This window comes from Microbacterium sp. 16-032 (assembly GCF_041079455.1).
In the GTDB taxonomy this organism is placed as follows: domain Bacteria; phylum Actinomycetota; class Actinomycetes; order Actinomycetales; family Microbacteriaceae; genus Microbacterium; species Microbacterium testaceum_A.
The window spans coordinates 163,175-187,928 of record NZ_JBFYGQ010000002.1; the positions used below are offsets into that span (position 1 = coordinate 163,175).

31 protein-coding genes and 1 tRNA gene are annotated in these 24,754 nt (G+C 69.3%); 21 read left to right on the plus strand and 11 right to left on the minus strand.

Annotated elements, in window-relative coordinates:
• Positions 1 to 167 precede the first annotated feature (167 nt).
• The 11 genes from AB6V31_RS04385 to AB6V31_RS04435 all read left to right on the plus strand — a co-directional run bounded on the left by AB6V31_RS04385 (position 168) and on the right by AB6V31_RS04435 (position 8,033).
• The gene (locus tag AB6V31_RS04385) at positions 168 to 1,091 is read left to right on the plus strand and encodes an ABC transporter substrate-binding protein (RefSeq protein ID WP_369364304.1); all 924 of its coding nucleotides are present in this window, start codon (positions 168 to 170) and stop codon (positions 1,089 to 1,091) included.
• Positions 1,088 to 2,128 (plus strand): FecCD family ABC transporter permease, encoded by a 1,041-nt coding sequence (locus tag AB6V31_RS04390; RefSeq protein ID WP_369364306.1) that lies wholly within the window; start codon positions 1,088 to 1,090, stop codon positions 2,126 to 2,128. The genes AB6V31_RS04385 and AB6V31_RS04390 overlap by 4 nt, the downstream gene beginning before the upstream one ends.
• Complete coding sequence (locus AB6V31_RS04395; RefSeq protein WP_369364308.1) at positions 2,125 to 3,150, plus strand: FecCD family ABC transporter permease; 1,026 nt, start codon at positions 2,125 to 2,127, stop codon at positions 3,148 to 3,150. The genes AB6V31_RS04390 and AB6V31_RS04395 overlap by 4 nt, the downstream gene beginning before the upstream one ends.
• Complete coding sequence (locus tag AB6V31_RS04400) at positions 3,143 to 3,970, plus strand: siderophore-interacting protein (protein WP_369364309.1); 828 nt, start codon at positions 3,143 to 3,145, stop codon at positions 3,968 to 3,970. The genes AB6V31_RS04395 and AB6V31_RS04400 overlap by 8 nt, the downstream gene beginning before the upstream one ends.
• A gap of 137 nt (positions 3,971 to 4,107) precedes the next feature.
• Positions 4,108 to 4,503: a YbaB/EbfC family nucleoid-associated protein gene (locus AB6V31_RS04405; protein ID WP_369364310.1), complete on the plus strand. Its 396-nt coding sequence runs from the start codon at positions 4,108 to 4,110 to the stop codon at positions 4,501 to 4,503.
• Positions 4,500 to 4,817: a hypothetical protein gene (locus tag AB6V31_RS04410; RefSeq protein ID WP_369364312.1), complete on the plus strand. Its 318-nt coding sequence runs from the start codon at positions 4,500 to 4,502 to the stop codon at positions 4,815 to 4,817. Before AB6V31_RS04405 ends, AB6V31_RS04410 begins: the two co-directional genes overlap by 4 nt.
• Positions 4,814 to 5,929, plus strand: a complete 1,116-nt coding sequence (locus tag AB6V31_RS04415; RefSeq protein ID WP_369364313.1) for a GH-E family nuclease — start codon at positions 4,814 to 4,816, stop codon at positions 5,927 to 5,929. The genes AB6V31_RS04410 and AB6V31_RS04415 overlap by 4 nt, the downstream gene beginning before the upstream one ends.
• Positions 5,929 to 6,453: a hypothetical protein gene (locus AB6V31_RS04420; RefSeq protein ID WP_369364315.1), complete on the plus strand. Its 525-nt coding sequence runs from the start codon at positions 5,929 to 5,931 to the stop codon at positions 6,451 to 6,453. Before AB6V31_RS04415 ends, AB6V31_RS04420 begins: the two co-directional genes overlap by 1 nt.
• Positions 6,434 to 6,781, plus strand: coding sequence for a DUF2185 domain-containing protein (locus tag AB6V31_RS04425; RefSeq protein WP_369364317.1), 348 nt, complete (start codon positions 6,434 to 6,436; stop codon positions 6,779 to 6,781). The genes AB6V31_RS04420 and AB6V31_RS04425 overlap by 20 nt, the downstream gene beginning before the upstream one ends.
• Before the next feature lie 50 nt (positions 6,782 to 6,831).
• Entirely contained in the window at positions 6,832 to 7,398 is a 567-nt protein-coding gene (locus tag AB6V31_RS04430; RefSeq protein ID WP_369364319.1) for a GAD-like domain-containing protein, read from the plus strand.
• 71 nt (positions 7,399 to 7,469) lie between these two features.
• The gene (locus AB6V31_RS04435) at positions 7,470 to 8,033 is read left to right on the plus strand and encodes a GAD-like domain-containing protein (protein ID WP_369364321.1); all 564 of its coding nucleotides are present in this window, start codon (positions 7,470 to 7,472) and stop codon (positions 8,031 to 8,033) included.
• A gap of 483 nt (positions 8,034 to 8,516) precedes the next feature.
• Here the strand turns inward: AB6V31_RS04435 and AB6V31_RS04440 are convergent, their stop codons facing one another.
• The 3 genes from AB6V31_RS04440 to AB6V31_RS04450 form a co-directional block, all read right to left on the minus strand.
• Entirely contained in the window at positions 8,517 to 8,912 is a 396-nt protein-coding gene (locus tag AB6V31_RS04440; protein WP_369364322.1) for a ribonuclease inhibitor, read from the minus strand.
• Between the two features lie 271 nt (positions 8,913 to 9,183).
• Entirely contained in the window at positions 9,184 to 9,393 is a 210-nt protein-coding gene (locus tag AB6V31_RS04445; protein ID WP_074694283.1) for a hypothetical protein, read from the minus strand.
• A gap of 19 nt (positions 9,394 to 9,412) precedes the next feature.
• Positions 9,413 to 9,772, minus strand: a complete 360-nt coding sequence (locus AB6V31_RS04450) for a YnfA family protein (protein ID WP_369364324.1) — start codon at positions 9,770 to 9,772, stop codon at positions 9,413 to 9,415.
• Positions 9,773 to 9,911: 139 nt separating this feature from the next.
• Here AB6V31_RS04450 and AB6V31_RS04455 point away from each other — a divergent pair, with 139 nt between their 5' ends.
• Positions 9,912 to 10,124: an alternative tryptophan synthase beta-subunit gene (locus tag AB6V31_RS04455; RefSeq protein WP_268103718.1), complete on the plus strand. Its 213-nt coding sequence runs from the start codon at positions 9,912 to 9,914 to the stop codon at positions 10,122 to 10,124.
• Positions 10,125 to 10,130: 6 nt separating this feature from the next.
• Here the strand turns inward: AB6V31_RS04455 and AB6V31_RS04460 are convergent, their stop codons facing one another.
• A complete protein-coding gene (locus AB6V31_RS04460; RefSeq protein ID WP_369364325.1) occupies positions 10,131 to 10,793 on the minus strand; it encodes a response regulator in 663 nt (220 codons plus the stop codon).
• On the minus strand, positions 10,790 to 11,998 hold the full coding sequence (locus tag AB6V31_RS04465) for a sensor histidine kinase (RefSeq protein WP_369364327.1): 1,209 nt from the start codon (positions 11,996 to 11,998) through the stop codon (positions 10,790 to 10,792). Before AB6V31_RS04465 ends, AB6V31_RS04460 begins: the two co-directional genes overlap by 4 nt.
• 132 nt (positions 11,999 to 12,130) lie before the next feature.
• On the opposite strand from AB6V31_RS04465, the gene AB6V31_RS04470 reads away from it, so the two are divergent.
• From AB6V31_RS04470 to AB6V31_RS04480, 3 genes are all read left to right on the plus strand, one after another.
• Positions 12,131 to 12,838, plus strand: a complete 708-nt coding sequence (locus AB6V31_RS04470; RefSeq protein WP_074694280.1) for an ABC transporter ATP-binding protein — start codon at positions 12,131 to 12,133, stop codon at positions 12,836 to 12,838.
• Positions 12,835 to 14,127, plus strand: coding sequence for an ABC transporter permease (locus AB6V31_RS04475; protein ID WP_369364329.1), 1,293 nt, complete (start codon positions 12,835 to 12,837; stop codon positions 14,125 to 14,127). The genes AB6V31_RS04470 and AB6V31_RS04475 overlap by 4 nt, the downstream gene beginning before the upstream one ends.
• 96 nt (positions 14,128 to 14,223) lie before the next feature.
• On the plus strand, positions 14,224 to 15,891 hold the full coding sequence (locus AB6V31_RS04480) for an FAD-binding dehydrogenase (protein WP_369364331.1): 1,668 nt from the start codon (positions 14,224 to 14,226) through the stop codon (positions 15,889 to 15,891).
• A 3-nt stretch (positions 15,892 to 15,894) separates the two neighbouring features.
• On the opposite strand, the gene AB6V31_RS04485 is transcribed toward AB6V31_RS04480, so the two are convergent.
• Positions 15,895 to 16,854, minus strand: a complete 960-nt coding sequence (locus AB6V31_RS04485; protein ID WP_369364333.1) for an alpha/beta fold hydrolase — start codon at positions 16,852 to 16,854, stop codon at positions 15,895 to 15,897.
• A gap of 157 nt (positions 16,855 to 17,011) precedes the next feature.
• On the minus strand, positions 17,012 to 18,091 hold the full coding sequence (locus AB6V31_RS04490) for a fatty acid desaturase (protein ID WP_369364628.1): 1,080 nt from the start codon (positions 18,089 to 18,091) through the stop codon (positions 17,012 to 17,014).
• Between the two features lie 284 nt (positions 18,092 to 18,375).
• On the opposite strand from AB6V31_RS04490, the gene AB6V31_RS04495 reads away from it, so the two are divergent.
• From AB6V31_RS04495 to AB6V31_RS04505, 3 genes are read left to right on the plus strand one after another with little or no spacing between them, the layout of a single operon-like run.
• Positions 18,376 to 19,470 carry a YihY/virulence factor BrkB family protein gene (locus AB6V31_RS04495; protein WP_369364335.1) on the plus strand — a complete coding sequence of 365 codons (1,095 nt, stop codon included), beginning with the start codon at positions 18,376 to 18,378 and terminating at the stop codon, positions 19,468 to 19,470.
• 19 nt (positions 19,471 to 19,489) lie between these two features.
• Complete coding sequence (locus AB6V31_RS04500) at positions 19,490 to 20,215, plus strand: histidine phosphatase family protein (RefSeq protein ID WP_074694275.1); 726 nt, start codon at positions 19,490 to 19,492, stop codon at positions 20,213 to 20,215.
• A complete protein-coding gene (locus AB6V31_RS04505) occupies positions 20,199 to 21,035 on the plus strand; it encodes an NAD(P)H-hydrate dehydratase (protein ID WP_369364337.1) in 837 nt (278 codons plus the stop codon). Before AB6V31_RS04500 ends, AB6V31_RS04505 begins: the two co-directional genes overlap by 17 nt.
• A 76-nt stretch (positions 21,036 to 21,111) precedes the next feature.
• On the opposite strand, the gene AB6V31_RS04510 is transcribed toward AB6V31_RS04505, so the two are convergent.
• Positions 21,112 to 21,270, minus strand: a complete 159-nt coding sequence (locus AB6V31_RS04510; RefSeq protein ID WP_176786295.1) for a hypothetical protein — start codon at positions 21,268 to 21,270, stop codon at positions 21,112 to 21,114.
• Positions 21,271 to 21,365: 95 nt separating this feature from the next.
• Positions 21,366 to 21,439: transfer RNA gene (locus AB6V31_RS04515), tRNA-Pro, on the minus strand.
• A 124-nt stretch (positions 21,440 to 21,563) separates the two neighbouring features.
• Here AB6V31_RS04515 and AB6V31_RS04520 point away from each other — a divergent pair.
• A complete protein-coding gene (locus tag AB6V31_RS04520; RefSeq protein WP_369364339.1) occupies positions 21,564 to 22,142 on the plus strand; it encodes a GNAT family N-acetyltransferase in 579 nt (192 codons plus the stop codon).
• Between the two features lie 42 nt (positions 22,143 to 22,184).
• Complete coding sequence (locus tag AB6V31_RS04525; protein ID WP_056227533.1) at positions 22,185 to 22,568, plus strand: RNA-binding S4 domain-containing protein; 384 nt, start codon at positions 22,185 to 22,187, stop codon at positions 22,566 to 22,568.
• A 141-nt stretch (positions 22,569 to 22,709) separates the two neighbouring features.
• Here AB6V31_RS04525 and AB6V31_RS04530 read toward each other — a convergent pair whose 3' ends face one another.
• Positions 22,710 to 23,612 carry an NUDIX domain-containing protein gene (locus tag AB6V31_RS04530; protein WP_369364341.1) on the minus strand — a complete coding sequence of 301 codons (903 nt, stop codon included), beginning with the start codon at positions 23,610 to 23,612 and terminating at the stop codon, positions 22,710 to 22,712.
• Between the two features lie 80 nt (positions 23,613 to 23,692).
• Between AB6V31_RS04530 and AB6V31_RS04535 the strand changes: the two genes are divergently transcribed.
• On the plus strand, positions 23,693 to 24,106 hold the full coding sequence (locus AB6V31_RS04535) for a GNAT family N-acetyltransferase (RefSeq protein ID WP_369364342.1): 414 nt from the start codon (positions 23,693 to 23,695) through the stop codon (positions 24,104 to 24,106).
• A gap of 167 nt (positions 24,107 to 24,273) precedes the next feature.
• On the opposite strand, the gene AB6V31_RS04540 is transcribed toward AB6V31_RS04535, so the two are convergent.
• A complete protein-coding gene (locus tag AB6V31_RS04540) occupies positions 24,274 to 24,720 on the minus strand; it encodes a DUF805 domain-containing protein (RefSeq protein WP_369364343.1) in 447 nt (148 codons plus the stop codon).
• Positions 24,721 to 24,754: the final 34 nt, after the last annotated feature.

The following is a 24,754-nucleotide window of genomic DNA, read 5'->3' on the forward strand; positions in this document are numbered from 1 at the left end:
CGAACTGAACCATCCGAACGCCCCCATTCGTGTGTGGCGATCACCGTATCAGGACCCACGGACACGGAAGACCGGTCACCCCACCCTGAGACCCACTCAGTCTTCTAGTAAGGTAACCCTTGCCTAACCCAGAGCCGCGGCATCCCCTTTCGAAAGGACATCTCGCCTTGCCCTCGCGCCCCTCCTCCCGCCTCGCCCTCGCCGCCTTCGCCGGACTCGTCCTCGTGCTGTCCGGGTGCGCCAGTGGCGCGGCATCCACCTCCGATTCGACCGACACCGCGACGCACGAGGTCACGCACGCCCGCGGGACCACCACGGTGGCCGAGGCTCCCCAGCGCGTGGTCACGCTCGAGCCGCTCGAGCTCGATGCCGCGGTCGCGGTCGGCATCACCCCGGTCGGCGCCGCCGTCGCCAACATGGTCAAGGGCGTGCCGAGCTACCTCGGCGTCGAGGGTGTCACGCCGGTCGGCACCGTCAGCGAGCCCGACCTCGAGGCGATCGCGTCGCTCAAGCCCGACCTGATCCTCGGAACCGAGTCCCGCCACTCGGCCCTCTACGACCAGCTCAGCGCGATCGCCCCGACGGTGTTCATCGCCACGCAGGCCGATCCCTGGCGCGACAACGCGGCCCTCATCGGTGAGGCTCTCGGCCGCGAGGACGAGGTGAAGAAGGCGGTGGATGCCGTCGACACGCGCTGCGGCGAGATCAAGGCCGCGCATCAACTCGCAGGCAAGACCGCCGAGATGATCCGCCCGCGCGATGAGACGACGCTGAGCCTCTACGGCCCGGTCTCGTTCGCCGGGAGCCTGCTCGAGTGCGTCGGCTACACGATCCCCGACCACGCGTGGGAGGACGGACTGCAGGCCGACATCTCGCCCGAGAACATCGCCAGCGCCACTGCCGACGCCGTCTTCGTCACCACCGCCGACGTGGCCGACCGCTCGACGATCCCGGCCGCGATCGCGCAGAACACCGCGGCGTTCCCCGTCGTGACGCTCGTCGACACGAGCACGTGGGTCGCGGGTGTCGGCCCCAAGGGCGCGCAGTCGGTGCTCGACGACATCGAGACCTTCCTCGCCTCCGCGAAATGACGTCTGCGCACGTGCAGGCGGCGCCCGCCGCCCGGCCCGCGCGCATCGGCAGGACCGCCGCCGGAACCCTCGTCCTGGCGGCGGTCCTCGCCCTCGCGGTCGCGCTGTCGCTCATGATGGGCGCGAACCCCCTCCCCTGGTCGGCGGTCTGGGCCTCTCTCACGGGAGCCGGCACCCCCGACACCGACTTCGTCGTGCAGGGACTCCGCGTCCCCCGCACGATCGCCGGGCTCGTCGCCGGCGCCGCGCTCGGGGTGGCGGGCGCGCTCATGCAGTCGTTCTCGCGCAATCCGCTCGCCGACCCGGGCATCCTGGGCGTCAACGCGGGGGCCGCGTTCGCCGTCGCTCTCACGGTCGCGGTCTTCGGCATCCAGAACTCTTTCCTTCTGGTGTGGCCCGCGTTCCTGGGAGCGCTCGTCGTGACCGTCGCGGTGGCGGCCGTCGGCTCGGCGGGGCGCGGGCGAGCCGACCCCATCCGCCTCGTGCTCGCGGGAGTCGCCGTGGGAGCCGTGCTCTCGGGTGTCACCTCGGGCATGATGCTCAGCGATCCCGACGCGTTCGACACCATGCGCGGGTGGAACGCCGGGTCGCTGCTCGGCCGCGGGCTCGAGGTCATCGTGCCGGTGGTGCCGTTCGTCGTGGTCGGACTCCTCGTGGCATTCGCCCTCGGCCGTCCCCTCAACGCGCTGGCGTTGGGCGACGATCTCGCCCGGGCACAGGGCACGCGCGTCTGGGCCGTGCGGGTGGCATCCATCGCCTCGGTGACCGTGCTCGCGGGGGCCGCGACCGCCCTCGTCGGTCCCCTCTCGTTCGTCGGGCTGATGGTGCCGCACGTCGTGCGGTGGATCGTCGGACCCGATCAGCGCCTCATCCTGTCCCTCAGCGCCCTCACCGCACCGATCGTCGTCCTGCTGGCCGACGTGCTCGGCCGCGTGATCATCGCCCCGGCCGAGGTGCCGGCCGGGATCGTGACCGCGTTCGTCGGCGCTCCCGTCCTCATCGCGCTCGCGCGCCGACGAAGGGCCCGCGCACTGTGACCGCCGTCCTGAGCCCGCCGCGTCTCGCGGGTGTCCGTCTGCGTCCCCGAAACGTCGTGGTGGGAGCCGCCACCGTCGCCGCCATCTTGACCCTCGCGGTGCTCTCGCTCGGGTGGGGCACCTACCCGGTGGCCCCGGATGCCGTGATCCGCGCGCTCCTCGGAAGCGGCACGGCCCTCGACACCACCGTCGTCGTCGGGTGGCGGCTGCCCCGCGTGTTCGCGGCCGTGACCCTCGGGGCGCTCCTCGCGATCGCGGGGGCACTGTTCCAGACGGTCACCCGCAATCCCCTCGCGAGCCCCGACATCCTGGGGCTGTCGAACGGCGCCTTCACGGGCATGCTGATCACGCTGGTGCTCGTGTCGTCGTCCTGGCCCGCGCGGGCGGCGGGGGCGTTGGTCGGGTGCCTCGCGGCATCCCTCCTCATCTGGCTGCTCGCGTATCGCGGGGGCATCCAGGGCTTCCGGCTCATCGTGGTCGGCATCGGCGTCTCGGCCATGCTCGCCTCACTCAACACCTGGATGCTGCTACAGGTCGAGCTCGAGACCGCCATGTTCGCCTCGGCGTGGGGGCACGGTTCACTCAACGGCGTGACCGGCGACGCGCTCGGCGGGGTGCTGCTGTGCGCGATGCCCGTCGCTCTCGCGGCGTTCGCCCTCGTCCCGTCGCTGCGTCAGCTCGAGCTCGGCGACGACCTCGCGACCGCCACCGGTGTGCGCCCGCACCTCGTGCGCAGCCTCGCCCTGCTGATCGGGGTGGTGCTCGTCGCCGCGGCCACCGCGATCGCCGGGCCCATCGCCTTCGTGGCGCTCGCGGCTCCGCAGATCGCGCGGCGCCTCGCGCGCTCGCCATCGTTGTCGCTCACCCTCTCGGGGCTGGTCGGGGCGCTGGTGCTGCTGGTATCCGATGCCATCGCCCAGCACGTCCTGCCGGTCGCCCTTCCCGTCGGCGTCGTCACCGTCTCGGTGGGCGGCGCGTACCTCATCGTCATGATCGTCTCGGAGATCCGCCGCCGTGCCTGACATCACCGTTCCCCTGACTCGCCCGTGGGAGTACAGCGCCTTCGCCGTCGAGATCAGCGCGCGCGAGATGCTGTCGCCGAACTTCCTGCGCCTCACGTTCGCGGGCGACGCGCTGCATCACTTCGCCCCGTGGGGCGTGGATCAGCGCATCAAGCTCGTGCTGCCCCTGCCGGGCGGAGGCCTCGCGGACATCGGCCTGCTGGACGAGCCGACGCCGCACCCGTCCGAGTGGTACATGCGCTGGAAGGCGCTGCCGGTCGCGGAGCGCAACGTCCTGCGCACCTACACCCCCGCGGCGATCCGTCCGGACGCCGGTGAGATCGACGTGGACTTCTACCTGCACTCCCCCGAAGGACCTGCCTCGCGGTGGGCGCGTGCCGCGCGCGTCGGCGAATCGGTCGTGATCACCGGGCCCGACGCGCGGAACGGGTCGACGGGATACGGCATCCACTGGCATCCGCCCGCCCTCGGCAGGTTCCTGCTCGTCGCCGACGAGACCGCGATCCCCGCGGTCCGCAACATCGCGGCGGCCCTCCCGCCCCAGGCCCGTGGCATCGCGATCGTCGAGATCGGCGACGCCGCAGACGACGTCACCGTCGCCCGACTCGGCGATGCCGTCGACGTGCGCGTGGTCGCGCGTGGCGAGACGGAAGCGGCCGTCCGCGCCTGGGGTTCCGCCGAAGCCGATTACGCCTGGCTCGCCGGGGAGTCCGGCGTCGTGGCCGCGTCGCGCCGCGTGCTCGTTCGAGAGCTCGGGATGCCACGCGAGCGCGTGTCGTTCCTGGGGTACTGGCGCGCGGGAGGGGCGCTCGTCGACTGAGCCGGCCCCGGAGCGGAGATGAGACGATTCTCATCCTGTTCAGCCGTATTCCGACCTACCCTCGTCTGTGGATAAGTGACGATTGCCCCGCGCTGTGGAGGAACGTCTACTGCGCGAGGCCCGGGTGGGGGCACAGCGTGTACGGATCACCGGAGGAAACGCTCGCGCGGATCGAAGAAGACACGCGTCGCGCGCAGGAACGCGGCGAGAAGCTGCCGGTCCTGCAAGCCGCGATCGGAGAGGTCCGAGCGAAGGCGGTGGCGCGTACCCGCGACATCTCCGTCGAGGTGGACGCGGCGGGGGTCATCCGCGACCTCGAAATCGCCGACGCCGCGCTCGAGCGCGGAGGCCGCCGCGTCAGCGCCGAGGTGATGGACCTGATCGCGAAGGCCACGAAGGACGCCCGCATCCGCACCCTCGAAGTGACCACCCAGATCATGGGCGAATCGGACCCCATCGTCGGCGTCGTGGCCGCGGAGCTCATTCCCGAACAGGAAGACGACGGAGTGACGCGCCGAGGAGGCCTGCGATGACCCCGCAGATCCGGATGGATGCCGACGTCGTGCTGCAGCACGCGTCGCGCGTGCAGCAGCTCGCTTCGGACGCCGCCGAAGCGGCAGCCGCCCTGAAGAGCGTGAATCTGGGCGGCGGGGCGTTCGGTGTGATGTGCGCCTGGATCGTCCCACCCGTCGGTCTCGTCTCGAGCGCGGTCTCGCAACACATCAACGGCGCCGAGGGCGTCCTCGAGCGCACCGGCCAGGAGTTGCGGGGTGTCGTCGCCGACTTCGCCGCCTACGAAGAGGCCGTGGTCCAGGCGACCAGGAGTCTCGAGGGAGGTCTCGGATGAGCACCTCTCTCGTCGCAGCGCCCGTCGACACGACCTCGGCGTTCTCGGGTGCCTTCATCGTCACCGATGGACAAGCCCTGGCAGACGCCATCCGAAGCGGAAACTGGGTCGAAGGCGGGATCGCCGGCTTCTCGGCCGCGATGGACACCGTCGCCGCCGTGATGGACCCCATCGGCACGCTGATCGCCAATGGTCTCGGCTGGTTGCTCGACCACATCGAACCGCTCAAGGGCTGGCTGAACGACCTCACCGGCAACGCGGCTGAAGTGCAGGCCTTCGCCGCCACGTGGAACAACGTCGGCGCACGCATGAACGAACTGGGCGTCACCGCCCGGAACCGCCTCGCCGACCTCGACGGACTGTCGGGAGAGACCATCACCGCGTACACCGCGCACGTGCAGGGGCTGTCGCAGCACCTGACGACGTCGGGCCAGTGGGCGGGGGCGATCTCGACCGGGTTGTCGATGGCGTCGTCGCTCGTGCAGATGACCCACGACCTGGTACGAGACGCGATCAGTCAGATCGTCGGCATGGCGATCTCGGCCGCCATCACCGCGGTCGCGACGGTCGGCCTCGCAACGCCGGTGATCGCCGCGCAGGTCGGTTCGCGGGTCTCGGCGCTCGTGCCGCGCATCAGCAAGACCATCACCACCGTCGTAAACGCCTTCACCAAGCTGCGCGGCCTCGTCGAGGAGCTCAGCAGCATGGCGGGCAAGGCGCTGCAGTTCTTGACGAGGTGGGTCGGCGGCGGCGATGGAGCCTCAACGGTCGAGCGTGTCGTTGAGACGGTTGCCGACGCCCGCCCCTATCTGAAACCTGGATCGCGCCCCTCGTTCAGGAAGGGTGTGGTGGAGGAGGTGTGGGAACGCGCGAAGGGACCAGATGGAATCGTGCGAGACCCACACACCTTCGAACCGATCGATTGGGTGCCGGGCCAGCCGCGACGGGGCGTTTGGGATATGGGCCACGTTCCGGATCAGAACTACCATACGATGTGGCAACGTTATGTAGATGGCGAGTTGACCCCGGCAGAATTTCGCGATTGGTACAACTCTCCAGAAAATTACGTGCCAGAACTCCCCGCGACCAATAGAGGCCATAAGTACGAGTAATGGATATCTTCCTCACCGCTTACCTGAAGTCGGAAGAAGAATTTTTGGAGTCGTTCAAGCCGGGCGACGCTAACAAAACGGACGAGAATGGACGCGGACTCCTTCTCATGTCCCTGCAGAACAAACACCTGCCAAGCCGTTACGCGATCAGCAACTTCTTGCTCGACCAGGGAGCTCCTGCAGACACCACTGGCAACGGCGGCGCTTCCGCGCTGCATATTTTGTTCGGGCAGGTCTCTCACGACATCGAGCAAGACGTTAGGCTCGCTCGGCGTCTCATTGCGGGCAGAGCAGACATCAATCACGCCGACGATAACGGTCGCCTTCCTTTTGTTGACGTGATCTCGATGAAGTTCAGTGACGAGGATCTGCAACCGATATACGATCTGTGGTTCGAACAGCCGAACCCGGACTTCACATCGGAGTCGCGATTTGGACTATCTCCTCTCAGTGCAGCGAGAAAGCTCCCCTTCCGAAGTGAAATCCTGTCCAGGATGGAGAACTATGTCCTCAACAACTCCTGAGTTCGTCCGAGAGTCCGGAGCGTCCATAGCGTCCCGGCGCGTCCTCGACGGCAGCGCGCCCCTCAAGTGGGCCGTTCGCGAGGCACCGTCGAACCCGTCCGACAACGGGTGGCGGTTCTTCTCCGAGGTCGACGACGAGTCATATCTCGATGACCCGTCGAACCTCGAGGTGGCGTCCTTCAACACGATCGCGGCTATCGAGCCGGCCGTGATCCCGTTGTTCAACATGCCGGTGGGCACAGACCTGGCCATCATCCGAGACCGAGGGGCGATCCGCTTCTTCGACAACGAGACAGGACGCGAAGTACCTGCGTCCGACCTCGGCTGACAGCGAGAGCATCATGCGCGCGCACGAACGAGCCGAGGACGACATCTGACGTGCCCATCGAGCTCTTCCGCGATTTCGTCCGCGTCGCCGCCGTTCCATCCGCCACCGTCGCTCGATACCGCAACCTGGTTGAGCCTGCTCTCGTCGAGCTCTGGGAGGCCCACGGATTCGGACTCGCGGCCAACGGCTTCCTGCGGGTCATAGACCCCGAGCGATACTCCTCTCTGATCGGCGAGTTCCTCCCCCGCCCGGACATGGTCCCTGTCCTCGCGACGGCGCTGGGCGATGTCGTCGTCTTCTTCGACGACAGGTACCGCGTGCTGCAGTTCAGATATGCCCGCGCGACCGGTGGCGTCGGATCGAGCCTGGACATGATCGGACTGTTCGCGGCTCAGGAAAGCTGGCTCAACAGATTCATGGGCTACGCCCCGTACGCCGAAGCCGCTGAGAGGTATGGCGCCCTGGACTCCCCCGCTGACATCGACGAGATCTACGCCCCACCGCTGCCCCTCCCGGCGGGAGGCCCCGAGGGGGTCGAGCACCTGGCACGTGTCCGCATCTTCGAGCACATCGGGCTCACCGCACACCTTGCCGGCCCGATTCCGTTCGCGGTATAGCTTTCCCGGGCGGGCACCGACGACGGAACGGTGCGCGGAAACCTTCTAGATAGTCACAGGAATGGATGACCATGGCATTCCGGCCATTCGAAGATTTCACACCGATCGCCCCGACCTCGGCCGCGACGGCGCAGAAGTACTCGGAAATCCTCGAAGAAGCCGTGCTCGAAATGTGGCAGATCCACGGATTCGGATCAGCGGCCAACGGATTCCTGAAGGTCATCGACCCCGACTACTACGGGGAGATGATCGGAGAGTATCTGCCTCACCGGGATATGGTTCCCCTCTTCGCAACCAGCCTCGGGGACATCGTGGTCGCCTCGGGAGGCGGTTACCGGGTGCTGCAGTACCGGTACTCCCGCATCTCGGGAATGAGCTCGAGCATCCGTCATCTCGGACTCAAGATCACCAGTGCCGAGTGGCGCGAAGAGATCTACGACTCCGCTCCTTACGACGAGGCGGCTGCGGCGTACGGACCGCTGACGGCGCCCGCAGACTTCGATGACATCTACGCGCGCACTCTTCCCCTTCCCGCGGGCGGCTCCGAAAGCGTCGAGTTCCTCACTCGCTCGCGGATCTTCGAGCACATCGCGCTCACGACTCAGCTCGCCGGCCCGATCCCCTTCATGGGCTGAACCCGCCACGAAGATTGCCTGCTCAGGCGCGCGCGAGAGGCTGACGACATGCCCCTGAACGCGTCCCCAGAGCACGGCGGCACCCTCACCGAGTCCGACGGTTCCGTCGTGGCCGTCGTCTGGCGACCGCTCGACGCTCGGAGATAGTCCGAGCCCCTCTACCCCGTGGCCGCGGCGCCCCTAGTCCGATCCGTCGTCACCCGCAAGACAGGGCGGTGAGCCGGACCTCGCCAGTCGAGCAGCAGCTCGATTCCGTTGATTTCAGAACGAGAGGAGAGAGAGAAGTGCCTATATCCCCCTTCGAAGGGTTCAACCATTTCTCCACGATGCCCGCCGAGTCCCTCGAGGAATTCTCACCCCTCGTCGAGCCCGCCGTCGTCGAACTCTGGCATATGCACCGCACTGACAGTTGCGTTGTCGGGCCCGATTCCCTTCGCAGGCTGAGATGGCGTTCTTCGATACCCGCCGGGTCCCCCTCCCCCGTCAGTCGAGCACCAGCTCGATGTTCCGGTGATCCCGGAACACCCTCACCACCAGCTCGAAGTACGTCTCCCCCACGCCCGACTCGAGCGCGTCCAGAGCGCGCTGGGCGGTCGCTGCGGAGTACACCTCGGGCCGGGCGAGCTTCGCGCGGTAGTACTCGCGCGTCTCGTCGATCCCCAGCGCTTCCCGCGCGATGTCGGCCCGCTTCCACACCACCAGCGCCGGCTCCGCCCCGTCGAGCACCCCGAACCCGCCGTACAGCAGGTCGTCGAGGGCATCGAGGCTCTCGCCCAGCGTCCACTCCTCGTCGGGCATGAACACGCGGTTCAGTTCGGCGTAGAGCGATGGGATGCCGTGGATCGTCGTCCCGTCGATCTCAAGGGTGCGCGGGGTCATGGCATCCGTTCTTCTGGGTGGTGGAAGTGAACGACGAAGGGCCGGACGCCTGTCGGCATCCGGCCCGTTCGTGTGGACCTCGCTCGGAGGTTCCGGACGACTAGTTGCCGCCGTTGATCACCGACAGGTACGACCCGAAGGGGCGCGCGGTGTCGAGATCGGCGAAGTCGTCGGCAAGGCCCTCGTGAGGCGTGTTCTCGTTCTGCATGAACCAAGTGTCCGCGAGCGGCCGTCGTCTCGGAGGGTGGTTGACAACCGCCTAATATCTCGCCTAGCTAACTACTCTTCCCTCTAGAGACTGGATGCGCTGTTCGAGGAAGGCGATGTAGTCGGCCATGTACGCGAGCTTCGCCTCGAGACGGTCGAGCCGCGGGCTGATATGGCCCTGGTTGTAGTGCAACGGGGTGTTGAGGGGTACGTCCGCGTCGATCTTCGCGAGCACGGTGCGCAGCGGGTTCGAGCCATCGGCGGCATTCGTCATGACGCCAGCGTAGGCGCGCTCAGGCGCTCGGCGCCTGATCCGTCCCGGCCAGCACCGGTGCGAGCATGATGATCGCGGCGCCCACGAGCGCCACCGCGGAGCCGACGTAGTCCCACACGGTCGGCCGGAAACCGTCGACGATGATCCCCCACGCCAACGAACCCGCGATGAAGACTCCGCCGTAGGCCGCGAGCACGCGCCCGAAGTTCGCCTCGGGCTGCAGCGCCGCGACGAACCCGTAGGCGCCCAGGGCCAGGATGCCGAGCAACGCGAGCCACCACCCGCGGTTCTCGCGGACGGCCTGCCACACGAGCCATGCCCCGCCGATCTCGGCGATCGCGGCCACGGCGAACAGGATCACGATGCGCGCGGTGGTCATTCCGCCATTATCGACCGCGCCGCGCGAGCGGCCCCTACCGTGACCGACCGGGTTACGCCGGAAAACCGGCAGATGACGGGTGCGAAACATTTGAGAGGACTGCGCTTTACGGCCGCTACGGTTCCCTCAGGAGGTACCCATGACTCGACCCCGCACGGTGACCCACACCTACACGCTGGCGGGCGGCTGGCAGAAAGCGCACCACGGACCCTTGACGGCGGAAGTCGCCGAGAACCTGCGCCGCTCCGGCGTCACCATGGTTCGCGCGCGCCGAGGGCTCTTCGACAGCCGCGAGATCTCACTGCGCGACTATCCGCCACGGCGGGCGGAGGCGCCGGTCCGCCCACGCTGAGGGTCGTCAGCGGCCGGGGCGGAGCAGACCGCTCTCGTACGCGGCGATCACGAGCTGCGCGCGGTCGTGCGCGCCGAGCTTCACCATCGTGTTCTTGACGTGCGATTTCGCCGTGTGCGGCGAGATGAACAGCTCGCCGGCGATCTCGTCGTTCGAGCGTCCGCGGGCGACGAGCAACAGCACCTCGCGTTCGCGATCGGTCAACGCCTGGAGCGACGGGGGCGCGCCCACCTGCGCGGGCGCCGCGCGCACCCAGGTCTCGATGAGCGCGCGCGTCGCCGTCGGTGACAGAAGCGCTCCGCCCTCGTGGACCGCGAGCACGGCGCGGACGATGTCGTCCGGCTCGGCGCCCTTGCCGATGAAGCCACTGGCCCCGGCACGCAGCGCCGAGACGACGTACTCGTCCTCCTCGAACGTCGTCAGAATGAGCACCCGGGTGTCGGCGAGGGCGGGGTCGGCGCAGATCACCGCGGTGGCGTCGATGCCGTCCATCCGCGGCATTCGGATGTCGCACACCACCACATCGGGGTGGAGGCGCCGGGCGAGCTCGACCGCAGCCTCGCCGTCGGCGGCCTCGCCCACGACCGTGATCCCCTCGGCCGCGTCCAGCAGGTCGCGGACGGCGGAACGGATGAGCGACTGGTCGTCGACGACGATCACGGTGGTCACGGGGCGGTCTCCGATCGGACGGGGGCGGGGAGGGGAAGACGCGCCGCCAACCGGAAGCCCCCGGGGGCGAGGCCGGCGTCGAGCTCGCCGCGCACGGCGTCGACCCGCTCGCGCAGGCCGATGAGCCCGAATCCCGACGTCGGCGGCGCCTCGGCGGGCTCGGGCATGCGATCCAGGGGGTTCGTCACCACGACTTCGAGCACGTCTCCATCCCGACGCATCAGCACGTGCGCGCGGCGGGTGGTGCCGTGCTTCACCGCGTTCGTGAGTCCCTCCTGCACGACGCGGTAGGCCACGATGCCGATTCCGATCGGGATGCCGCTGCCCTCGGCATCCGTCCCGATCTCGTCGCGCACCACGACGTCCCACCCCGCCACCCGCACCGACTCGACCACCTCGGGAACACGCGCCAGGCCTGGCTGCTCCCGCGCCGCGGCCTCGTCGGGAGCGCGGAGCACGCTGAGCATCGCCCCGATCTCGCCGAGCACGTCGCGCGAGGTGGTGCGGATGGTGGCGAGCGCATCGCGTGCTTTCTCGGGCCGCGTCTCGAGTGCCGACGACGCCACCCCCGCGTTCAGGCTGATCACCGAGATCCGGTGGGCGACCGCGTCGTGCAGATCGCGAGCGATGCGCAGGCGCTCCTCGGTGACGCGCCGCCGGGCCTCGGCCTCGCGGGTCTCTTCGGCTCGTCGCGCCCGCTCCTCCACCGCCTCGACGTAGGCGCGACGCGAGCGCGCGGCGTCGCCGATCGCTCCGGCGAGGGCCAGGGCCAGCCCGACCTGCAGGAAGCGCGTGTCGACCCCGCTGACGAGCGAGACGGTGATGCTCGTGGCCGTCGTGGCGATGACCGCCGCGAGGATCGCGGGCACCGACCGTCGGCGTGCGGTGCACTGCGCGACGGTGTACGCCGCGACGATCATCGCGAGGGTCGCTCCCGGCGACTGCGTGCCCAGCAGGAGCGCCCCCAGGTACAGCGCGACGCAGGCGGCGAGCGCGAGCCGCGGTCTCGCGCGACGCATCGGCAGGACGAGCGCCGGCAGCAGGACGAGCACGAGGGCGACGGGGTGAGAGGGGCGCAGCTCGGCGAGCGGGAGCGGGGCGAAAGCGGGCCCGACCACGAGAACGGCGAGGCCCAGGTCGGCCAGCCACGGACGCGCGGTCCGGAACGCCCGTGGCGCGGACATCGTGGTCTCGGGAGCGCTCACCGGTCCAGTCTGTCGCCTCCTGCGGCCCCGGGCGATCGCCCCGGCGGGTCATTCGCGAATACCCCCGTGGGGGGAGTCGTCCTCCCCGGCGGTGGGACGCGGCATCCGGGGTCCGAGCGCGAGGGTGGGGTCATGGCATCCGATCCCGCTCCCCCACTCCTCTCGGTCACCGACCTGCACAAGTCGTATGGTCGCGGCTCCGCCCGCTTCGACGCCCTGCGCGGGGTGACCCTCGACATCCACCGCGGCGAGAGCATCGCCATCCTCGGCAAGAGCGGCTCGGGCAAGTCGACGCTCATGCACCTGCTGGCTCTGATGGACGCGCCCACGCGCGGCGCCGTGCTCCTCGACGGAGTGGATGCCACGACCCTGCGCGGACGCCGGCTCAACCGTACGCGCAACAAGACGTTCGGCTTCGTGTTCCAGCAGTTCTTCCTGACGCCGAGCGCGTCGGTGTTCGACAACGTCGTGCTGCCGCTCAAGATCGCGGGGGTGGGCCGCGGCGAGCGCAAGCGCCGGGGGCTCGCCGCCCTGGCCGAGCTCGACATGGGCGACAAGGCCCGCAACAAGGCCACGGCCCTCTCGGGTGGGCAGAAGCAGCGCGCCGTCATCGCCCGCGCCCTGGTGAACGACCCGCAGGTGATCTTCGCCGACGAGCCGACCGGAAACCTGGATTCGGCGACCGGAGCGGTGGTCGAGGACATCCTCTTCCGCCTCAACCGCGAGCACGGCATCACCCTCATCATCGTCACGCACGACGAAGACCTCGCGGCCCGGTGCGACCGGCGCGTGCAGATCCGCGACGGACTCATCGTCGCCGAGGAACGGAGCGCGGCATGAAGACCCTCGATCTGGTGAGTACCGCCGTCGCCAACACGTTCCGCTCGAAGACGCGAACGATCCTCACGGTCCTGGCGATCTTCGTCGGCGCCTTCACCCTGACCATCACCAACGGGCTCGGCACCGGTATCAACGCCTTCATCGACAGCACCGTCAGCGCGATGGGCGCCTCCGATGCGCTGACCGTGACCAAGACGAGCACCGATGCCACGACATCCACCGCTCCTCAGAAGTACGATCCGGATGCCATCTCGTCGGGGCGTCAGGCGGGCCCTCCCGGAACGACGAGCGAGGTGACCGCGCTGACCGACCAGGACATCACCGCGCTCGCGGCGGTGCCGGGGATCGCGAAGGTCGCGCCGGTCACATCCGTGACGATTGACTACGTGCAGGCGCCGGGCGGCGACCCGTACGTCGCCCGGGCCGGGAGCCTCGTGGCGGGGCAGACGCCGCAGATGGGCGCGGGGGTGGCGCCCGACGACGGTTCGCAGGCGCTGCAGGTCGCCCTCCCCGACGCGTTGGTCGAGCCGATGGGCTTCGCCGACGCCGACGCGGCCGTGGGCGCCACCGTGACCATCGCGGTCACCGATCCGGTCCGCACCCAGCACACGGTCGAGGCGACCGTGACCGGGGTGACCGAGGAGGCCTTCGGCAGCACCACGACGCTGACGACGAACGCAGCCCTTGAAGACGCCCTGTCGGCCGCGCAGAACACCGGCGTCCCCGCCGACCAACTCGACCGGTACGCCTCGGCGAGCGCGACGATGGCAGCGGCCGCGAACGTGACCGACGTGAAGGCCGCGCTCACCGACGCCGGCTACACGGGGACGACGGTCGCCGATCAGCTGGGCACGTTCGAAGCGGTGATCAACGGGATCGTGCTGGTCTTGAACGCCTTCGCGATCATCGCCCTGCTGGCGGCGAGCTTCGGCATCGTCAACACCCTGTTGATGTCGGTGCAGGAACGCACGCGTGAGATCGGACTGATGAAGGCGATGGGCATGGGGAGCGGGCGCGTGTTCTCGCTGTTCAGCCTCGAGGCGATCTTCATCGGCCTGCTGGGCAGTGCGCTCGGCGCGGTCGTGGCGATCGGGGTGGGGACGGCGGTCAGCGCCCAACTCGCGACGAGCCTGTTCAGCGACCTGCCGGGGCTGCAGCTCATCGCCTTCGATCCGGTGTCGATCGTCGTGACCACGCTCGCGGTGATGGGCATCGCGTTCCTCGCCGGAACCCTGCCGGCGGCCCGCGCCGCCCGCGCCGATCCGGTCGAGTCGCTGCGGTACGAGTGAGACGAGGGCCGGTGCACGGGGACACCCCCGGTGCACCGGCCTTCGACGCGTCGACCGGCGTAGCGTGGGTTCCGCCACTCGACGCCGAGGGAGAACATGGACGCCGACGTCATCATCATCGGAGCGGGACTCGCGGGTCTCGTCGCGAGCGCCGAACTCGCCCGCGCGGGCAAGAGCGTGATCATCGTCGAGCAGGAGAACGCCGCCAACCTCGGTGGACAGGCGTTCTGGTCGTTCGGGGGGATCTTCCTCGTCGACTCCCCCATGCAGCGGCGGCTCGGGGTGAAGGACTCCCTCGACCTCGCCTGGCAGGACTGGCAGGGCTCCGCCGGGTGGGACCGTCTCGACGGCCCGCACCCCGAGGACGAGTGGGCGCAAAAGTGGGGCCGCGCGTACGTCGAGTTCGCCGCCGGTGAGAAGCGCTCGTGGCTGCAGCAGCAGGGCGTGAAGTTCACCCCCGTGGTCGGGTGGGCGGAGCGCGGGTCGCTCACCGCCGGGGGCCACGGCAACTCCGTCCCCCGCTTCCACGTGCCGTGGGGAACGGGCACGGGCATCTCGGAACCCTTCGCCGAGCGGGCGAGAGCAGCGGATGCCGTGGACCTCCGCTTCCGTCACCGCGTCGACGGACTGCTCTTCAGCGACGGCGCCGTCACCGGGGTGCGCGGCGCGATCCTCGCCCCCGACGATGCACCCCGCGGAGTGTCGTCGTCACGCGAGGTGGTCGGGGAGTTCGAGCTGTCGGCGCAGGCCGTCGTCATCGCCTCGGGCGGGATCGGCGGCGACCACGAGCGCGTGCGCCGGTGGTGGCCCGAGCGGCTCGGCACTCCCCCGCGCACCATGGTGACCGGCGTCCCCGCCCACGTCGACGGACGCATGCTCGACATCGCCGCGGATCAGGGCGTGCGCCTGGTGAACCGCGATCGCATGTGGCACTACACCGAGGGGCTGCAGAACTGGAACCCCGTGTGGCCGGGTCACGGCATCCGGATCCTCCCCGGTCCTTCCTCGATGTGGCTCGATGCCCGCGGCCGTCGCTTGCCCGCGCCCGGGCTGCCCGGATACGACACCCTCGGCACCCTGAAGCTGCTGCGCACCACCCCCGACCTCGTCGATCACGACTACTCGTGGTTCGTGCTCGACCAGACGATCATCAAGAAGGAGTTCGCGCTCTCGGGCTCGGAGCAGAACCCCGACATCACCAACCGCGACCTGGCCCTGCTGCTGCGCACGCGACTCGGACGCGCCGCTCCCGGCCCGGTCGAGGACTTCAAACGCGAGGGAGCCGACTTCGTCGTGGCCGACACCCTCACCGAGCTCGTCCGCGGAATGAACGCCCTCACCGGAGACGACCTGCTCGACGAGAACGCGATCCGTCGGCAGATCGAGGCCCGTGACCGCGAGGTCGTGAACCCGTACTCGAAAGACGCGCAGACCATCGGCATCCAGAACAGCCGTCGCTTCCGCGGAGACCGCCTGTTCCGCACGGTTCCCGCCCACGCGATCCTCGATCCCCGCCATGGACCGCTCATCGCCGTCCGGCTCTGGATCGTCACGCGGAAGACCCTCGGCGGAATCCAGACCGACCTCGACGGTCGCGCCCTGGACGAATCCGGGATGCCGATCCCCGGCCTCTACGCGGCGGGCGAGGCCGCGGGCTTCGGCGGCGGCGGGGCCCACGGGTACAACGCCCTCGAGGGGACCTTCCTCGGCGGGTGCCTGTTCACCGGGCGGACGGTGGGGAAGGCGCTGGCGCGGGCGGTGTGACGCTCAGCCGACGGGCGCCGTCCCTTGCTCACCGGCGAGGAAGCGGCGCGTGCCGTCGGCGATCTCGCGCGAGAGCGTGTGGTGCAGGTAGTGCTCGCCCTGCATCAGCACCACCTCGCCCCGGTCGACGGAGGCCGCCTGGGCGCGGTGCAGGTCGCCCCATCCCTCGACGTCGTCGTCGGCCTCGCGCACGAACAACAGCACCGGCAGATCAGCGGCGAAACGCCGACCGCTCGCGTCGGCGAAGTTCGAGGACGCGTGGGTCATCTCGTTGAGCATGGTCGGCGCCGCGGAGTTCGCGTTCGTGAGCAGACGCATCTGCTCCCTGTCGTTCGCGCCGTAGGGCAGCCCCTCGTACGGATCGGGGGCGAGCGCCCGCAGGGCGCGGGTGACGCCGAGGGTGTTCAGGAGCGCGAGGGAGTCGGTCGCGATGGGCTCGTCGCCGCCGGGTTGATCCGGCACGCTGCTGTCGATTCCGACGAAGGCCGTGACCTCGTCGCGATACGCCTCGACGTAGGTCAGGGCGTAGATGCCCGAGATCGAGTGCCCCATGAGCGCGTAGCGGTCGACGCCGAGGTACTGCAGCGCCGTGTGCACCTCGCTGGCGATGGTCGCGGCCGTGCGCGGAACGTCGGTCTGATCGCTCAGCCCGGTTCCGAACGGCTCCACGGCGATGACCCGGTACGTGTCGTCGAGCTGGTCGATGAGCGGCGCGAAATCGAGGCCGGGCGCCGCGGTGCCGAGACCGGGTAGCAGCACGATGGTCTCGGCGTGGTCACCGCTGATGACGACGTTCATCGAACGGTCCCCCACGGGCACCGGCTCGCCGTACGCGGCGATCTCCGCGGCCTCGGCGCGGGTGGCAACGGCATTGACGGTGGCGGTCGCGGCCAGCGTCAGCGCGAGGACGCCGACGATCGCGACGGGTGGGAGCACGAGGGCGAGGCGGGTGGATTTCTTCACGGGAGGGTCCTTCGGGTCGAGGTTCCTCCAGTCGACCAGCGGGCGGCCGTGGGCGGGAGAGCCGTCGGTCACCACTCGCGGTGACAATTGTCACCGAAACCACGACAGAGGGCCCCGCGCGATGCGGAGCCCTCTGGGGTGAACGGTCGTGAGGGCGTCAGGCCCGGGCGGCCGCAGAGGTCATGGGGCACTCGAACGGGTCGCGCGCGGCGAGCCCCACCCGGTTCAGGTAGCGGATCACGATGCCGTACGACTCGAACAACGTGGTCTCGACGTAGGGGACGTTGAGCGTCTGGCTGTGCTCCTTGACGATCGCGCGGGCCTTGCTGAGGTGCGGGCGCGGCATGTTCGGGAACAGGTGGTGCTCGATCTGGTAGTTCAGGCCACCCATGAGCCAGGTGGCCCACCAGCCACCGGTGATGTTGCGCGAGGTGCGCACCTGCTTGCTGAAGAAGTCGAGCTTCGCGTCGGGGGCGATGACGGCCATGCCCTTGTGGTTCGGGGCGAACGAGGCGCCCATGTAGACACCGAACACGGCGAGCTGCACGCCGAGGAAGGCGAAGGCCATCCCGAGCGGCAGGAAGACGAACACCGGAGCCACGAAGACCGCGAAACGCAGGGCGATGATGCCGAGCTCTGCCCAGCGGCCCTTGACGGGCTCCCGCGAGAGCAGGTGGCGCAGACCGATGACGTGCAGGTTCGCACCCTCGAGGGTCAGCAGGGGGAAGAACGCCCAGCCCTGGCGCTGGGTGATCCAGCGCTGGATGCCGCGGGCCTTGGCCGCGTCGACGTCGAGGAACGAGATCGTGTCGATCTCGATGTCGGGGTCCTTGCCGACGCGGTTCGGGTTGGCGTGGTGGCGCGTGTGCTTCGATGTCCACCACGACAGGCTCATGCCGACCACGCCGGCCGCGAGCCACAGGGCGAGGCGGTCGTTGGCCTTGCCCGAGGCGAAGATCTGCTTGTGCGCGGCCTCGTGGGCGAGGAACGCCACTTGGGTGAACAGGATTCCGAGAGCTGCGGCGATCAGCAACTGGAACCAGCTGTCGCCGAGCAGGACGAACCCGGTGATCGCGCCGGCGAAACCGAGGGCGAGGACGACCCCGACCATCGCGTAGAACCGGCGGGCGCGAACGAGCAGGCCCGTTTCACGGACGACCTGCGACAACTCTGTGTAGGCCTTGGCCATGGGCGGGAACTCCGTCGTTCCCTTGTAGGTCTGACGGATCGGTCCCATCCGGGACTCGATGACGGGTGCAGCCAATGCGTGCTCCTCGGTGGGGGTGACCGAAGTCTCGAAGCCGGGGGCAGATGCCGACGACTTGGTGGCCACGCTACGGGGGCCGTATGCGCGGAGGCGTATACGCTCATCCCGCGACCGGCGGAAATCCGCGTATTCCCGGGAGAGAGCCTGCATTCTGTGCAGGACATTGCCAGGCTCGAGCGGACCCCGTTCTCACAAGCGTGATGGCAGCACAACCCTGTCGGGGTTTCCGGTCGATCCGACGTACACCGGTCGCTATGGCACGGCAGAAGACCACCCGCACCGCACCTCCCCCCGAGGACGGCGAGAAGCCCGACTCCCCCACCGATCTCGAAAAACGGTCGTGGGGGTACATCCTCAAGAAGACGCTGCGGGAGTTCTCCGCCGACCAGTGCCTGGATGCCGCAGCGGGTCTGGTCTACTACTCCGTGCTGGCGCTGTTCCCGGCCCTGCTGGCCATCTTCTCGGTCCTGGGCGTCGTCGGCCAGGGGGACGCAGCCGCGGGAGCGATCACCGATGTCGTCCGGCAGGTGGCACCCGGGGCGGCGGACGCGCTGAGCGGACCGCTCGAAGAGATCGCCTCGTCCCCCGGCGCCGGGTTCGCGCTCGTCTCGGGCATCGTGCTGGCCCTCTGGTCGGCGTCGGGATACGTCGGGGCGTTCAGTCGCGCGATGAACCGCATCTACGAGATCGAAGAGGGCCGGCCCTTCTGGAAGCTGCGCCCCATGCAGCTCGTCGTCACCGTGATCGCCGTCGTCTCCCTGACCCTCGTGGCTCTCGGCCTCGTCATCTCGGGTGACGTCACCTCCGCCATCGGCAGCGCCCTCGGTCTCGGCGAGGGCGTGCAGATCGCGTGGGACATCGCGAAGTGGCCGGTGATGCTCTTCGTCATCGTGTTCCTGGTCGCCGTCCTCTATTACGCCACGCCGAATGCGAAGCAGCCGAAGTTCCGGTGGATCAGCCTCGGCGCGATCGTGGCGATCGTCGTCCTGGCCCTGGCCACGGCCGGCTTCGCTTTCTACATCGCCAACTTCTCGAACTACGACCGCACATACGGCTCTCTCGCGGGCGTCATCGTGTTCCTCCTGTGGTTGTGGATCGCGAATCTCGCTCTGCTGTTCGGCGCGGAGTTCGACGCCGAGCTCGAGCGTGGGCGGCAGCTGCAGGCGGGCATCGCCGCCGAGCGCGACCTCCAGCTGCCCGCTCGCGACACCCGCAAGAGCGACAAGCAGGACGAGAAGGAGCGTGAGGACATCGACGAGGGCCGTCGCATCCGTCTGGGCGAGCCCGAGAAGTCGGACGCGCCACAGCCGAAGAGGCGACGGCGCGGACTGTTCGGGAGACGGAAGTGACGCGCGCGGAGGTGACGCGGTGACGGTGAAGAAGCTGTGGCTGGTCCGCCATGGCGAGAGCGAAGGAAACGTCGCCGCGTCGAAGGCCGAACGCGAGGGCTCAGCCGTCATCGCCCTCGACGCACGCGATGCCGACGTCGCCCTGTCCCCCGTCGGCGAGGAGCAGGCCCGGGCGCTGGGCACCTGGCTGGCGGTCAACGGCCCCTCCATCGACGAATACTGGGTGTCGCCGTACCGTCGCGCGCGTCAGACGCTCGCTCTCGCTTCGGACGATGTCGCAACCGGCTCCCGGCCGCGGGTGGACGAGCGGTTGCGCGACCGAGAACTCGGCATCCTGGATCTTCTGACGACCCGCGGCGTCCACGAACTCCATCCGGAGGAAGCGGCGCGGCGTCGGCACCTCGGCAAGTTCTTCCACCGGCCGCCCGGCGGCGAGTCGTGGGTCGACGTCGCTCTGCGGTTGCGGTCGTTCCTGGCGGAACACCTGGAACGACCGGTCGACTCGGCGGTGATCGTCGCACACGACGCGGTGATCATGCTCGTGCTGTACATCCTGCTGCCGATGGACGAGGCGGAGCTGCTCGCCTTCGCGGCCGTGCACACCGTCAGGAACGCGTCGGTCACCGAACTCGTCCGCACGAATGACGGGTGGGAGCTCGTCACCTTCTCCGACACCACTCATCTTGAAAGCGCAGGCGCCGATGTCACCGTCCACTCCGGAGAGACCGATGCCCCCCACCGTTGAGAAGGTCTCGCGGGCGCTGCTGCGCGAGTGGGGTCTGCCCGATCCCGGGTCGAAGAAAGCCCGCGGGCAGGTCGTCGTCGTCGGCGGCTCACCCCGGTCGCCCGGCGCCGTGCTGCTGTCGGCCGAGGCGGCGCTCCGCGTCGGCGCGGGGCGGGTGGGCCTGGCGGTTCCGCCCGAGACCGCGGTGGGCCTCGGCACTGCCATGCCCGAGGCCGGGGTATACGCCTGGGGAGGGGATGCCGACTCCCTCGACGAGGGACTCCGTTCGGCGCTCGAGTCGGCGGACGCGGTGCTGTTCGGCCCGGGCTTCGACGATCCCGACGTCACGCGCGCGGCGCTGCTCGCGATCGCTCGTGTCGGCGTGACGCGGCTCGTGTTGGATGCGTTCGCCCTCGGCATCCTGTCCGATGTCGATCGCTCGCTCCTGCCCGAGGACCTGCTCATCAACGCGAATGAGGAAGAGGCCGCGCTCCTGCTGGAGCGCGACCTCGGCGAGGACCGCGCCGCGGACATCGCCGAGATCGCCGACCGCTACCGCGCCGTGGTGCACTGCTTCGGGACCGTGGCCACCCCCGACGGGCGGGTGTGGCAGGCCGAACCCGGCAGCGGAGGACTCGGCACGGCCGGCAGCGGCGACGTGCTGTCGGGCTGCATCGCCGGGTTCGCCTCGCGCGGGCTCGAGCCGGAACGCGCGGCGGTGTGGGGCGGGTGGACGCACGCGCGTTCGGGCGACCGTCTGACCGAGCGCGCCGGCGTCGGGTTCTTGGCGCGGGACCTCCTGGGCGAGGTGACGGCGGTGGTGCGGGATGTGGTGGGGTGAGGGGTGCTTTCCGTTCTGGAGCCCGAGGTGGCAACGCCAATGCTGACGCTCAGACGGGTCGGCCCTGCGGGCTGCCTCAGAGCTGCTCCGAATGCCCCTCCATCTGTTCCCGGCGGTACTTGCGCAACGCGGAGAGAACCGCTCCGCGAATGACGAGCCACGACACCAGGGCCGAGATCCCACCGATGATCACAGTGGACGGGAGGGCGATCATGAATTCGTCGAAATCGAACATGGGGCTCACCCTATGGGCGACATAGTGACGACCTCTCGGACACCCCCGAGAAACGACGAAGGGCCGGAAACTCTTGCGAGTTCCGACCCATTCCGTCGGGATGACAGGATTTGAACCTGCGACCCCTTGACCCCCAGTCAAGTGCGCTACCAAGCTGCGCCACATCCCGTTACCCGCGAGCGGGCAACTCCCCTATATTAGCCCCTCGCCGACGCCCCCGCGAACCAACGCCCACCCCGGGCGTGTGCGCACGCCCTTGTCCGATGTCGGAGGCCCTCGCTACGGTCTCGGGCATGACGATCGCGATCCTGCCCGCCACCGGTGACCGCTTCGACGACGCCGAGACGGCGCTCGACAGCGGCGACGGTCCCGGATGCCAATGCCAATGGTGGCTGCTCACCAACGCCGAGTTCCAAAAAACCTCGCGCGACGACCTCACCACGCGCTTTCACGCCGAGATGCACGGCGATCGCGCTCCCGGGCTCATCGCCTACGTCGACGGCGAGCCCGCGGGCTGGGTGCGCGTCGGTCCCCGCATCGACCAGACGCGCCTCCTGCGCACCCGCGATGTCACGACCGCGACGGACGAGCCCCTCGACACCGACGACGTGTGGTCGATCTCGTGCTTCGTCGTCCGCACGGCTCACCGCGGTCAGGGCCTGATGAAGAAACTCCTGGATGCCGCGGTCTCGACCGCCCGCGACGCCGGCGCCCGCGTCGTCGAGGCGTACCCCCTCGACCCCACCGTCACGAGGCGCTCCGCCAACCAGCTGTACCGCGGCACCGTGTCGATGTTCGAACGGGCGGGCTTCGACATCGTCGATCGCCCCAAGCCCGACCGTGCCCTCGTCTCGCTGACCCTACGCGAGTGAGCGCCCGTCTTACGATGGAGGTTCGCCGACGAAAGACCTGACATGACGGATGCCACGACCACCGCACGCGTCGACGCGTGGCTCTGGGCAGTGCGCGTCTACAAGACCCGGTCCGCGGCGACGACTGCGTGCCGCGCGGGCCACGTCCGAGTCAACGGCGAACGCGCCAAGGCGGCGCAACCCGTGCGCCCGGGCGACGAGTTGCGGGTGCGGATCCAGGGTTTCGACCGGATCCTCGTCGTGAAGAAGACGATCGCGAAGCGTGTCGGGGCGGCCCTCGTTGCGGAGTCGGTGGACGACCGCACTCCCCCGCCGCCCTCGAAAGAGAGCATGCCGTTCGTTCCGGTGCGCGATCGCGGCGCCGGCCGCCCCACCAAGCGCGACCGCCGCGACATCGAGAAGCTCCGCGGCCGCGAACTCGACTGACCGTCGCGTCACGATCTCCGCAATCCGCACAACGTCAGCCGCATTCACCGCCCACAAACTGAGCTTGCGCGAACCACCGACCCGGCGAAATCGCCGACCTGCCGTCGTACGCACGACCGCCGGGGGCGGCTGACGCAGCCGTCAGTCCAGCTGATCCAACAACCAGCGTGTGCCCTGCACGACAGCCCCGAGCTCCTCGACGCGCGCCGCCAGTTCGCGGTCGCTCGTCACGACGACCACCGGACGAAACGCCCCCGCGACCTCGCGCACGACGGCGACGATCTCGTCGTCACCCTCCCCCGGCGCGTGCCGCACCTCGATCGCGGGCGCCGCGGGCTGGGCGGACCGCGCCTGGCCCTCCAGCACCGCGGTGACCGAGGGGAACCAGCGCGTCGCGGAAAGCCCGAGGGCCTCGGCATCCACTCCCCGCTCCGTCAGCCGCGAGACCTTCGTCACCAGGCGGGTCGCGGCGCCGGCGCGGTCTTTCCACCATCCGTCGGGAACCGAGCCCATGACGTTCGCCACGTCGACGACGATCGCCGGACGCACGGTCAGGGCCTCGCGCAGGGCCGGCCATGATGCGGCGAAGCCGGGATGCAGGGGCAGCGAGTCGACCTCGTCGACGGCAACCCATTCCAGGGCGACGCTCTCGGGGTCGCTGATCACGGGCTCGAACGGTGTCGTGACGTCGGCCACCAGGGTCGAGTACGACCAGATGCCGAGGTCGAGCACGCTCTCGAAGCGAGCCCGCACGGCATCCGCCGGCACTCCCGCCTCTTCGCCCGATTCGCGTAGCGCACCGTCGCGAGCGGACTCGCCCTCGTGTCGCGCGCCTCCCGGCAGAGCCCAGGTGTCGCCGAAGTGACTCCACGAGACCCGGTGCTGCAGCAGAACGCCGCGCTCGGGGTCGAGGGCCAGGAGCCCTGCCGCTCCGAAACGCCCCCAGTACTTCTCGCCCGTGGGCGCGACGACCCAGGCGTCGCCGGGGTCGCGGGGTCCGTGCGGACGCCGCGGCTCGCCGGGGGCAGGGGGCTCGATCGTCATCGTCTCCAGCCTGGCACACCCCTCGCGCGAGGGCGCCGCCGGGCGTCACATCGCGCCGCGAAACGCGGAACACTGGTTGGATGCAGCACGAATTCGACGACGATCCCGCGCGGATCGACCGCGACGCGGTCTGGCAGTGGCTGAGCACCGAGGCGTACTGGGGGCGCTGGCGCACCCGTGCCGACGTCGAGGCCCAGCTCGACAGCGCGTGGCGCGTCGTCGCGGCGTACCACCGTGAGACGGGTGCGTTGGTGGGCTTCGCGCGGGCGATCTCCGACGGTGTCGGCTTCGCCTACCTGGCCGACGTGTTCGTCGTCGCCGCGCACCGCGGTCACGGCCTCGGCAAGGGCCTGGTCTCGCTGATGATCGACGAGGGCCCGGGTCCCCACTTCCGGTGGACGCTCTTCACGAGCGACGCGCACGGGCTCTACCGTCAGTTCGGGTTCGCCGAGCCCGACCGGACGGCTCTCGTCCGCCCCGCCGCACCCCTCTGAGGCACCGGATGCCGGCTCCCCACGCTGACGCCGCATCCCGCTGACACGTCGGTCACTGCCCGGCTCCGTCGGCCGGCTGCGACCGGTGCGCGAGCGGAGCGACCGGGTGATGGCATCCGGAAACGACGAACGCCCCGACCACTCGGGCCGGGGCGTTCGCTCGGGTCTCAGGCGTCGAAGCGCGCGCCCGCCGGGTCGGAGGGGAGCAGCTCGAACACGAGAAGGACGAGCGGTCCGACGATGGGCACGAACGCGATGAAGATCCAGAAGCCGCTCTTGTTCGTGTCGTGCAGACGGCGCACGATCAGGGCGAGGTGCGGCACGAACGTCGCCAGCCCCCAGGCGATCAGCACGACGAGAAACACCAGGCCCAGCCCGCTCGGAGCAGCTGCGTTGCCTGCGGGGTCGAGTCCGCCGGCTCCGCCCGTGACGAGCGCAAGGATCTCGAGCACGGCCACGACGATGACGTTCGCGAGAATCCACCACCAGAATTCACTCCGGCTGGCCCGACCGGTGAAGGTGGCGTACTTCTTGAAGAAGCGCTGGACGGCTGCTCCCAGCGGAGCGCCGTAGTACGGCTGGTCCAGCGCGGCGGTGTTCTGCGAGTACGACATGAGTGTCCCCCTGACACATAGGCGAGTGAATGCG

Excerpts from the sequence above, each read along its gene's own strand:
- AB6V31_RS04390 (WP_369364306.1), top strand. The coding sequence starts at position 1,088 with ATGACGTCTGCGCACGTGCAGGCGGCGCCCGCCGCCCGGCCCGCGCGC.
- AB6V31_RS04410 (WP_369364312.1), top strand. The coding sequence starts at position 4,500 with ATGACCCCGCAGATCCGGATGGATGCCGACGTCGTGCTGCAGCACGCG.
- AB6V31_RS04415 (WP_369364313.1), top strand. The coding sequence starts at position 4,814 with ATGAGCACCTCTCTCGTCGCAGCGCCCGTCGACACGACCTCGGCGTTC.
- AB6V31_RS04420 (WP_369364315.1), top strand. The coding sequence starts at position 5,929 with ATGGATATCTTCCTCACCGCTTACCTGAAGTCGGAAGAAGAATTTTTG.
- AB6V31_RS04425 (WP_369364317.1), top strand. The coding sequence starts at position 6,434 with ATGTCCTCAACAACTCCTGAGTTCGTCCGAGAGTCCGGAGCGTCCATA.
- AB6V31_RS04435 (WP_369364321.1), top strand. The coding sequence starts at position 7,470 with ATGGCATTCCGGCCATTCGAAGATTTCACACCGATCGCCCCGACCTCG.
- AB6V31_RS04440 (WP_369364322.1), bottom strand. The coding sequence starts at position 8,912 with ATGACCCCGCGCACCCTTGAGATCGACGGGACGACGATCCACGGCATC.
- AB6V31_RS04445 (WP_074694283.1), bottom strand. The coding sequence starts at position 9,393 with ATGACGAATGCCGCCGATGGCTCGAACCCGCTGCGCACCGTGCTCGCG.
- AB6V31_RS04450 (WP_369364324.1), bottom strand. The coding sequence starts at position 9,772 with ATGACCACCGCGCGCATCGTGATCCTGTTCGCCGTGGCCGCGATCGCC.
- AB6V31_RS04455 (WP_268103718.1), top strand. The coding sequence starts at position 9,912 with ATGACTCGACCCCGCACGGTGACCCACACCTACACGCTGGCGGGCGGC.
- AB6V31_RS04470 (WP_074694280.1), top strand. The coding sequence starts at position 12,131 with ATGGCATCCGATCCCGCTCCCCCACTCCTCTCGGTCACCGACCTGCAC.
- AB6V31_RS04475 (WP_369364329.1), top strand. The coding sequence starts at position 12,835 with ATGAAGACCCTCGATCTGGTGAGTACCGCCGTCGCCAACACGTTCCGC.
- AB6V31_RS04480 (WP_369364331.1), top strand. The coding sequence starts at position 14,224 with ATGGACGCCGACGTCATCATCATCGGAGCGGGACTCGCGGGTCTCGTC.
- AB6V31_RS04490 (WP_369364628.1), bottom strand. The coding sequence starts at position 18,091 with ATGGGACCGATCCGTCAGACCTACAAGGGAACGACGGAGTTCCCGCCC.
- AB6V31_RS04495 (WP_369364335.1), top strand. The coding sequence starts at position 18,376 with ATGGCACGGCAGAAGACCACCCGCACCGCACCTCCCCCCGAGGACGGC.
- AB6V31_RS04505 (WP_369364337.1), top strand. The coding sequence starts at position 20,199 with ATGCCCCCCACCGTTGAGAAGGTCTCGCGGGCGCTGCTGCGCGAGTGG.
- AB6V31_RS04510 (WP_176786295.1), bottom strand. The coding sequence starts at position 21,270 with ATGTTCGATTTCGACGAATTCATGATCGCCCTCCCGTCCACTGTGATC.
- AB6V31_RS04520 (WP_369364339.1), top strand. The coding sequence starts at position 21,564 with ATGACGATCGCGATCCTGCCCGCCACCGGTGACCGCTTCGACGACGCC.
- AB6V31_RS04525 (WP_056227533.1), top strand. The coding sequence starts at position 22,185 with ATGACGGATGCCACGACCACCGCACGCGTCGACGCGTGGCTCTGGGCA.
- AB6V31_RS04530 (WP_369364341.1), bottom strand. The coding sequence starts at position 23,612 with ATGACGATCGAGCCCCCTGCCCCCGGCGAGCCGCGGCGTCCGCACGGA.
- AB6V31_RS04535 (WP_369364342.1), top strand. The coding sequence starts at position 23,693 with ATGCAGCACGAATTCGACGACGATCCCGCGCGGATCGACCGCGACGCG.
- AB6V31_RS04540 (WP_369364343.1), bottom strand. The coding sequence starts at position 24,720 with ATGTCGTACTCGCAGAACACCGCCGCGCTGGACCAGCCGTACTACGGC.